Here is an 8,420-nt window from a genome sequence, read left to right as displayed (position 1 = left end):
GAAAATCAAAGAGCAAACTAGGAAGCTAGCCGCAGGTTGCTCAAAGCACTGCTTTGAGGTTGCCGGATAAGACTGACGAAGTCAGTAACATATATACGGCAAGGCGACGCTGACGTAGTTTGAATTTGATTTTCGAAGAGTATTATTCATCTTCGTCATCATCGAAGCCCGCTAACAGGTCGTTGACTTTTACAATGCTTTCTGCAGCACGGCTCTTATAATCCGCATCTGCACCTGTAAGGCTTGCATTGATAAATTCAATCACCATTGGAAGATTCATCCCTGCGTAGAGTTCAATGTCGCGACCTTCCATGATCAAACGGCTTACCACGTTACATGGTGTACCACCGAGAAGGTCCGCAAAGACTAGGAAATCATCCAATCCTTCGATAGTAGCTTCAAATTTTGCAGTAAATTCTTCTGGACCATCTTCTGGAAGAAGAGCCACTGCATGAATGTTGTCTTGTGGACCCATGATCATTTCTGTGCTACCTTTAAGTTCTTCACAGAAACGACCATGACTCACCAAAATTAATGATTTACTCATAAATTATGCGCCCATTCCAAGCAAGAATTTACCGATGAATGAAAGACCTACTGCAAGAACGATAATGATACCGATCGCTTTAGTAGAGTTCATACCTTTCTTACCAAGCAACCAGAAGATAAAGGCAGTAAAGATTGCTGGAAGCAAGCGTGGGAAGATTGAGTTCAAGATGTCTTGGAAGTCAATCATCTTTTCACCGATTGGCAATTTGTAAGAAATCTCAAAGTTGATCATTGTTGCTACAAGAGCACCCATCATGAAGACACCAAGTACAGATGCAGCATCAATCAAAGCTGTCAAAGTACTTTGCATGTTGTTGATAAGGTTAACCCCTTCTTTGTAGGCAAATTCCAATTGTTTCCAACGGAAGATGTCATATGCAACTGCAACTGCGATCCAAAGGAAGATACCCCATGGTTGGCCAGCGATCGCCATAGTTGCTGCGATAGATCCCATGATAGCAGGTACAAGTGAACCAAAGATAGTATCTCCAAGAGGAGCGAATGGTCCCATCAAACCTGTCTTGATACCGTTAACGGCATCTTTTGAACCCACACCATCTTTTTCTTCCATGGCAAGGTCAAAACCAGCGATAATAGTGTGGAAGAATGGTGAAGTATTGAAGAATTGAGTATGAACTTTCATCATTTCTTTCAATTCAGGAGTTCCATCCCCATACATTTTACGCAATTGTGGCAAGATCATGTAAAGGTAACCAGAAGCTTGCATACGTTCGTAGTTCCAACCTAATTGGAAAGTAAACAAGCTACGTTTGTTGATTTGATTAAAATCTTCTTTTGTTAGTTTGTAATTAGAATTCGTCATCTTCGATTTCCCCACTTTCTGATGGTGTAGAAGGTGCTGCTACAGCAACTTTTTGGCTGTTCTTGAAGTGAACAACTGCAAGGAAGATACCCACGATAGAGATACCGATCATAGACAATCCTTTGAAGTTGTTAACAAAGCCAATTTTTTCAGCAACTTCAGCAGGAAGAGTGCCAATGATTCCAGCAACTGCTCCACCAAGACTTGTTACGTTTGAGTAAAGAACAGTCAACATAGCTGTCAAACCGAATCCCATAGCAAGGTAGTGAAGGTTACGTTTAACTGGAAGGTAACGAAGCAAGATAGCGAATCCAAGACCTGGAAGCATACGACCTGCAAGAGTCAAACCGTCTGCAACCCATTGGTATTCTTTAACAAGGTTTACAACACCTTGTACGAATTCTCCACCGAAAGCAAGGGCGAAGAATACTGGAAGGGCACGAGAAAGAGCCCATGGAATCGCACCAAGTAGGTAGTTGCGTTCGATACCTTTGTAGTCAAAGCGTTCGATCGCAGCATCAATACGGTGTGCAAAGAAAGTAGTTGTCATACGTCCAAGAACGTCGAAGTATGTCAAAAGTGCTGCTACTGGTACAGCGATTGTTGTAATCGCAAGATCTGTATCAATACCTTGAGAGATAGAGAATGCTGTTGCAAGAACCGCACCAGAAGTTGCGTCGATACGAGAAGCACCACCAAAGGTACCAACCCCGAGAACGAACAACTGCAAGCTACCACCGATAAACAAACCAGTTGTCACATCTCCCATGATCAAACCAGTAATGAAACCAGCGAATACAGGGGAACCTGCAGATGAAACGATTGTCAACTCATCACAGATTTGATAAGCTGAGTACAAAGTGAGAAGTAAAATTTGCCACCATTGTATCATAACAATGACCTCCTAAAAATTTTTTCCTATTTTAATAAGCTCAAAAAGTCTGAAACTGGATCATTTGGAACCATTTGAGCAGTGAGTTTCACACCTTTTTCTGCTAGTTTGTGGAAATCTTCCACATCCTTGTCTACCACGTTGATAGAACGTGTGATAGAGCGAGTTTCTGGTGTTTGAGACATATTGCCGACGTTGAGTGTTTCAAGCGGAACACCTGCTTCGACCAAACCAAGGAAACGGTCTGGTTTACGTGCAACGATAAAGAGACGTTGGCTATCGTATTTACCAGCAAGGATATTTGCTGCTGCTTTCTCAACTGGCAAGATACTGAGTTTCACACCTGGTGGTGTCGCAAGTTTCAAACCACTCTTTTCAATATCGTTGTTAACAACTTCGTCGTCTACAACCATAATGCGTGAAACATTTAGTTTTCCAGCCCAAAGATTGGCTACTTGACCGTGGATCAAACGTCCATCGATACGGCATCCTACAATTGTCATAAGTTTTCCCCCTTTATGTGTTTTAGTGTAGGTTTACGAGTTAAATGAATCTCTTCTTTATATTCGCCCTCAGTTTCAAAGATGATGATGCGGTTAGCACCTTCCTTGAGATAGCTATGAGGGATATAAAGTGAGAGGGTCGGGCCGACGTTCCAGAAACGTCCTAAGTGACGCCCGTTGACAAAGGCAACTCCCTTACCAAACTCAGACAAGTCTAAGTAGGTATCCTTCGGCTCTTCGACCGTAAAGTCGAAAGCGTAAAAGGCTGGCTGTCCTTCTGTCCATCCTTTTGAAAAATCAATTTTCTCAGGATTATCCAGTGGCAGTGGATATTGTTTCCAATTCAGTAAGAAATGTAGATCCTTGCAGACACCTGTACGAATTCCTTTACGTTGCGTATCTGCCAAGAACTTATGACCGTAGTTGACACGCCCCATATTTTCGATCAAGATGTCAATTTCTGAAAAGCCTTCTCGATTGCCCTGACAGTAGATATCTTCACCTATCTCTGTCTGGTATTGAGTAGCAATCCATTGACCATCTACAAAGAGCTGAGCTCGGTCACGTCCATCGATGATACGGAGACGTTCTTCTTCTGCATCCCAACTTGCCTCATTGCGGTAGAGAAGGTAGCCATAACTTTGACCAAGTTCTTCCATCGCTTTTGGATAGAGGCTTTCAGTAGGACTAGAGAGACTATCCAGAGTTTCAAACAAGGAAACTTTTTCGACCAATGGAATGGACCCTATCTCCATGCTTTCCTTATAGAGTGGTTCCAACTGTGGATAATCTGGGAAGTGGGTTGCCATCATCTTCTTGACTGCTAAGTATTTAGCAGTTGGATTTCCTTCTTCATCGAGAAGGGCATCATAGTCGTATGATGTGACTTGTGGCAAATCCAGAGTTCCTCGAGCCGAGCAACCATTCATGAAACCAAAGTTTGTTCCACCATGGAACATGTAAAGGTTGATAGAGCCTTGCTCCAATACCTCTCGAACAGCTTCTGCCAATTCTTTAGGATCCCGTGTGATGATGGGTTCTTTCCAACGGTTGAACCAACCATCCCAGAATTCCATACACATGAGGGGCCATTTCTTGCCATGCTCATCAAAGAATTCCTGCATCTGTGAAAAGTTGTACGGAGCTTTAGAGCCGAAGTTTCCTGTCACAAAGAGGTCGTCTTCGATCAAGGTTCCGGCTTTCAGAGTAGCCCTCCATGGGCCATCTGAAGTAAAGAGTGGGCAATCAATCCCTCGGTCTTCCATCAATTTTCGAATTGCTCGTAGATAAGACTTATCTTCTCCATAAGAGCCATATTCATTTTCGACTTGCATCATAAGAATGTTTCCACCATTATCCAACAAGCGAGGCACAAGCCTTGGCAATAATTGGTCATAATAGCGAGCAACAGCCTCGATGTAGGCCGGGTCGGACGAGCGAATTCGCATGTCCTTTGTCAAGAGCCAAGCCGGCAAGCCACCAAATTCCCATTCCGCACAGATAAATGGAGACGGGCGTACAATGGCATAGAGACCTAGATCTTGTGCAATTTGAAGAAATCTCTCCAAATTTCTGGCACCTTCAAAATCAAACTCCCCTTCAACAGGTTCGTGTAAATTCCAAGCCACATAGGTCTCGACTGTATTAAAGCCAAGCGCCTTTAAGTTATAGAGAGAATGATACCAATCCTCTGCTGGAATCCTAAAATAATGAATGGCGCCGGACAAAATCTTGAACGGTTTTCCGTCTAAATAGAAATCGTCCTCAATTTTAAATCTGGTCATGTTATTACCTCTGACGAATTAAGTTTGCGCTTTCATTTATTATAATATTAAATATAATCAAATCTTTTGCATTTGTCAATAGGTTTTAGAAAATTCTTTAAAATTTTTCTATTTTTTTACTTACCGTTTACCGAAATTATCAAAAAATCGCATGAAAGTCGTTTTTTTATGTATGATAATTCACAAGGCTAGAAAATGAAATTTTTTACATGTAACATAACATCTTTAGTCGATTATTTTAATTTTTTTTTACCTTAATACTACTATTTTCTCAGTATTTGTGGTAGAATCAAGGTAGGAGAAAGAGAATCGAGGTGAAATTATGGCTATTCCAAAATACCAATATATTAAAGATGAATTAAAAAACAAAATCATCTCAGGTCAATTTGCGAGTGGAGATAAATTTTATACAGAAGCAGAATTGATTGCGATGTACGATGTTAGTTCGATCACCGTTGTTCGTGCTTTGAATGACCTTGCAAAAGACGGCTATATTGTCCGTCAACAAGGTAAAGGAACTTTCGTTTCACGTGCCCGTAAGCACAAACTCGTTGAGTTTTCAGATGTTGAAATCTTTGAAACAAAAGACGACAAAGTTACTGTCCTTTCTATCGAACGCGGAAACAAACTTGAATATTTAGATAAACTTGGACTACGTGGAGATCAATTCTACTATAAGATTGAACGTATTCGTCAGACAAACGATGTGACATACATCTACCACACATCTTATATTCCTGAGCAATACATCAATGCCAACTATCCAAATCTTGACTATTATAGCTCTATCTATACACGTTTCAAATTGGATTACCGCATTCACATGAGTGATGAACATTTTGAGGAAATCAACGAAATCGCATTCCCAACTCCAGAGCATGCTGCTTCTGTACTCGGAATCGATACACAATTCCCAACTGTCTTCCAAACGAAGACTACAAAACTTGAGGCCACTGGCCAAGTCCTTGCCTATAGTGAAACTTATAAGCGAGCAGACTACTACAAAATCAAATTCATCTCATGTAACCGAGGTCATTAAGAAAAAGCCTGAGCCTAGCTTAGGCTTTTTCTATATTCATTATAGCACGAGAAAGAAGTTGGGAAAACGCTATGAAGGGCTCTTATTTAATTAGTAGCATTTTTACTAAAAACAAGGTAAATTTTCATTTGGTTTTTCCTCTGTTTTATCCCTCATTAGCAAATTTCTCCTAAATCTTATGATTTCCTCTATTTATTATAGTTCTTATATAAACCCACTTGACATTTTACTCCTTAGATAATAAAATAAAATTGGTTTTATGTAAACGCTATCATATATGATAATAACAAGGAGGTTTTGTCATGAAACTAGAAAAGAAACAGCGCTTCTCCATCCGTAAATACGCGGTTGGGGCAGCTTCTGTACTGATAGGATTTGCTTTTAGCGCTCAAGTCGTATCTGCCGACGGGATTACTCCAGCTCCGACAGCTGAAGAAACTGTCCAAACAATTCAGGAGAGTCCACAAGCAGTCAAAGAAGCTGTAGACTCCAAGGTTCCAGAAAAACTGGAAGAAAAGGCTGACAAACCTGTAAAAGAGGAGGTCAAAGAAGACCAGGAGGTTCCTCGAACAGTTGCTCCAAAAACAGAAGAGTCAAGCGCACCAGTTGTGACAGATAATGCTACTCCAACTCCTACTGCCGAGAAAGAAAGCCCTGCCCCAGCTGAAACTCCTGCTGAAAGCACTTCTTCAGAAAAGAAAAATGAAGCCGTCACACCTGCAGTAGCCACTCCTAGCACGGAACGAGCAGCTCAGGTAAATGAAAAACTGGCAAAACGAAAAATGATCTCAATCGACGCTGGACGCAAGTATTTCTCTCCAGAGCAACTCAAAGAAATCATCGACAAAGCCAAACACTACGGCTATACTGATCTTCATCTACTAGTTGGAAATGACGGCATGCGTTTTATGTTGGACGACATGACGATCAAAGCGAATGGCAAAACCTATGCAAGCGACGATGTCAAACGTGCACTCGAAAACGGAACTGATGCCTACTACAAGGATCCAAACGGCAACCATTTGACAGAAAGTCAGATGACGGACTTGATCAACTACGCTAAAAATAAAGGTATTGGCCTCATTCCAACTGTAAACAGCCCTGGTCACATGGATGCGATTTTGCATGCCATGAAAGAACTAGGCATCCAAAAACCGAACTTCAACTACTTTGGTAAGGAATCTGCTCGTACCGTTGACCTTGATAACAAGGAGGCTGTTGCATTTACCAAAGCTCTGATCGACAAGTATGCTGCTTACTTCGCTGGCAAATCTGACATCTTCAATATCGGACTAGACGAGTACGCCAATGATGCTACAAACGCCAAAGGCTGGAGCGTTCTTCAAGCCTACAAGTGGTATCCCGAAGATGGCTTCCCAGATAAGGGTTATGACAAATTTATCGCCTACGCAAACGACCTTGCTCGCATCGTCAAATCTCACGGCCTCAAACCAATGGCCTTTAACGATGGTATCTACTATAATAGCGACACTAGCTTTGGAACCTTTGACAAAGATATCATCGTTTCTATGTGGACTGGTGGATGGGGCGGATACGACGTCGCTTCTTCTAAACTTCTAGTTGAAAAAGGCCACCAAATCCTTAATACCAACGATGCTTGGTACTACGTCCTCGGACGAAATGCCGATGGCCAAGGATGGTACAACCTCGACCAAGGACTCAATGGTATCAAGAACACTCCAATCACTTCTGTACCAAAATCTGATGGAGCTACTATCCCGTTCATCGGGGGTATGGTAGCTGCTTGGGCGGATACCCCATCTGCACGCTATTCACCATCACGCCTCTTCAAACTCATGCGTAGCTTCGCAAATGCCAATGCTGAATACTTTGCTGCCGACTATGAGTCTGCTGAGCAAGCTCTGAAAGAAGTCCCAACAGACCTTAACCGCTATACTGCAGAAAGTGTCGCGGCTGTCAAAGAAGCTGAAAAAGCCATTCGCTCACTCGATAGCAACCTCAGTCGTGCCCAACAAGACACCATTGACCAAGCAATTGCAAAACTCCAAGAAGCTGTCAGCAACCTAACATTCACACCAGAAGCTCAAAAAGAGGAAGACGCGAAACGCGAAGTTGAAAAACTTGCCAAGAACAAGGTGATCTCAATTGACGCTGGACGTAAGTACTTCTCAGCTGAACAACTCAAACGTATCATTGATAAAGCTAGTGAACTTGGATATTCTGATGTGCATCTCCTCCTAGGAAATGACGGACTTCGCTTCCTACTTGATGACATGACTATCACTGCTAACGGAAAAACTTATGCAAGTGACGATGTCAAAAATGCCATCATTGAAGGAACAAAAGCTTACTACGATGATCCAAACGGAACCACTCTTAGTCAGACTGAAATCACTGAATTGATTGAGTACGCAAAATCAAAAGGGATTGGACTCATCCCAGCGATCAACAGCCCAGGTCACATGGATGCCATGCTTGTCGCTATGGAAAAATTAGGTATCGCAAACCCTCAAGCCAACTTTGACAAGGTCTCTAAAACAACCATGGACCTTGAAAATGAAGAAGCGATGAACTTTACAAAAGCCCTTATCGGCAAGTACATGGACTTCTTTGCAGGCAAGACTAAGATCTTTAACTACGGTACAGACGAATACGCTAATGACGTTACCAACGCTCAAGGTTGGTACTACCTCAAATGGTATGGACTCTATGGCAAGTTTGCTGAATATGCCAACACTCTTGCTGCTATGGCTAAAGAAAGAGGCCTTCAACCGATGGCCTTCAACGATGGTTTCTACTACGAGGACAAGGATGATGTTGAGTTTGACAAGGATGTCATCATCTCTTA

The 8,420-nt window shown here is 42.1% G+C and carries 7 protein-coding genes; 2 read left to right on the top strand and 5 right to left on the bottom strand.

Annotation, left to right across the window (positions count from 1 at the left end; genetic code table 11):
• Nucleotides 1-142: 142 nt before the first annotated feature.
• From GMD6S_RS07525 to GMD6S_RS07505, 5 genes are read right to left on the bottom strand one after another with little or no spacing between them, the layout of a single operon-like run.
• Nucleotides 143-547, bottom strand: a complete 405-nt coding sequence (locus tag GMD6S_RS07525; RefSeq protein WP_000045701.1) for a PTS sugar transporter subunit IIA — start codon at nt 545-547, stop codon at nt 143-145.
• Between the two features lie 3 nt (nt 548-550).
• Nucleotides 551-1,372: a PTS system mannose/fructose/sorbose family transporter subunit IID gene (locus tag GMD6S_RS07520; protein WP_000185287.1), complete on the bottom strand. Its 822-nt coding sequence runs from the start codon at nt 1,370-1,372 to the stop codon at nt 551-553.
• Nucleotides 1,359-2,264 (bottom strand): PTS mannose/fructose/sorbose/N-acetylgalactosamine transporter subunit IIC, encoded by a 906-nt coding sequence (locus GMD6S_RS07515; RefSeq protein WP_000616990.1) that lies wholly within the window; start codon nt 2,262-2,264, stop codon nt 1,359-1,361. Before GMD6S_RS07515 ends, GMD6S_RS07520 begins: the two co-directional genes overlap by 14 nt.
• Nucleotides 2,265-2,290: 26 nt before the next feature.
• On the bottom strand, nt 2,291-2,767 hold the full coding sequence (locus GMD6S_RS07510) for a PTS sugar transporter subunit IIB (protein WP_000156968.1): 477 nt from the start codon (nt 2,765-2,767) through the stop codon (nt 2,291-2,293).
• Entirely contained in the window at nt 2,764-4,551 is a 1,788-nt protein-coding gene (locus GMD6S_RS07505) for a glycoside hydrolase family 35 protein (RefSeq protein ID WP_000196618.1), read from the bottom strand. The genes GMD6S_RS07510 and GMD6S_RS07505 overlap by 4 nt, the downstream gene beginning before the upstream one ends.
• 322 nt (nt 4,552-4,873) lie before the next feature.
• On the opposite strand from GMD6S_RS07505, the gene GMD6S_RS07500 reads away from it, so the two are divergent.
• Nucleotides 4,874-5,590: a GntR family transcriptional regulator gene (locus GMD6S_RS07500; RefSeq protein ID WP_001007181.1), complete on the top strand. Its 717-nt coding sequence runs from the start codon at nt 4,874-4,876 to the stop codon at nt 5,588-5,590.
• A 302-nt stretch (nt 5,591-5,892) separates the two neighbouring features.
• On the top strand, nt 5,893-8,420 hold a 2,528-nt coding region (locus GMD6S_RS07495; protein WP_000764173.1), incomplete at its 3' end, for a family 20 glycosylhydrolase.

Source organism: Streptococcus sp. GMD6S (assembly GCF_000297015.1).
Note: the sequence above shows the minus strand (reverse complement) of the source record. Positions and strands in the feature narration are given on the sequence as shown.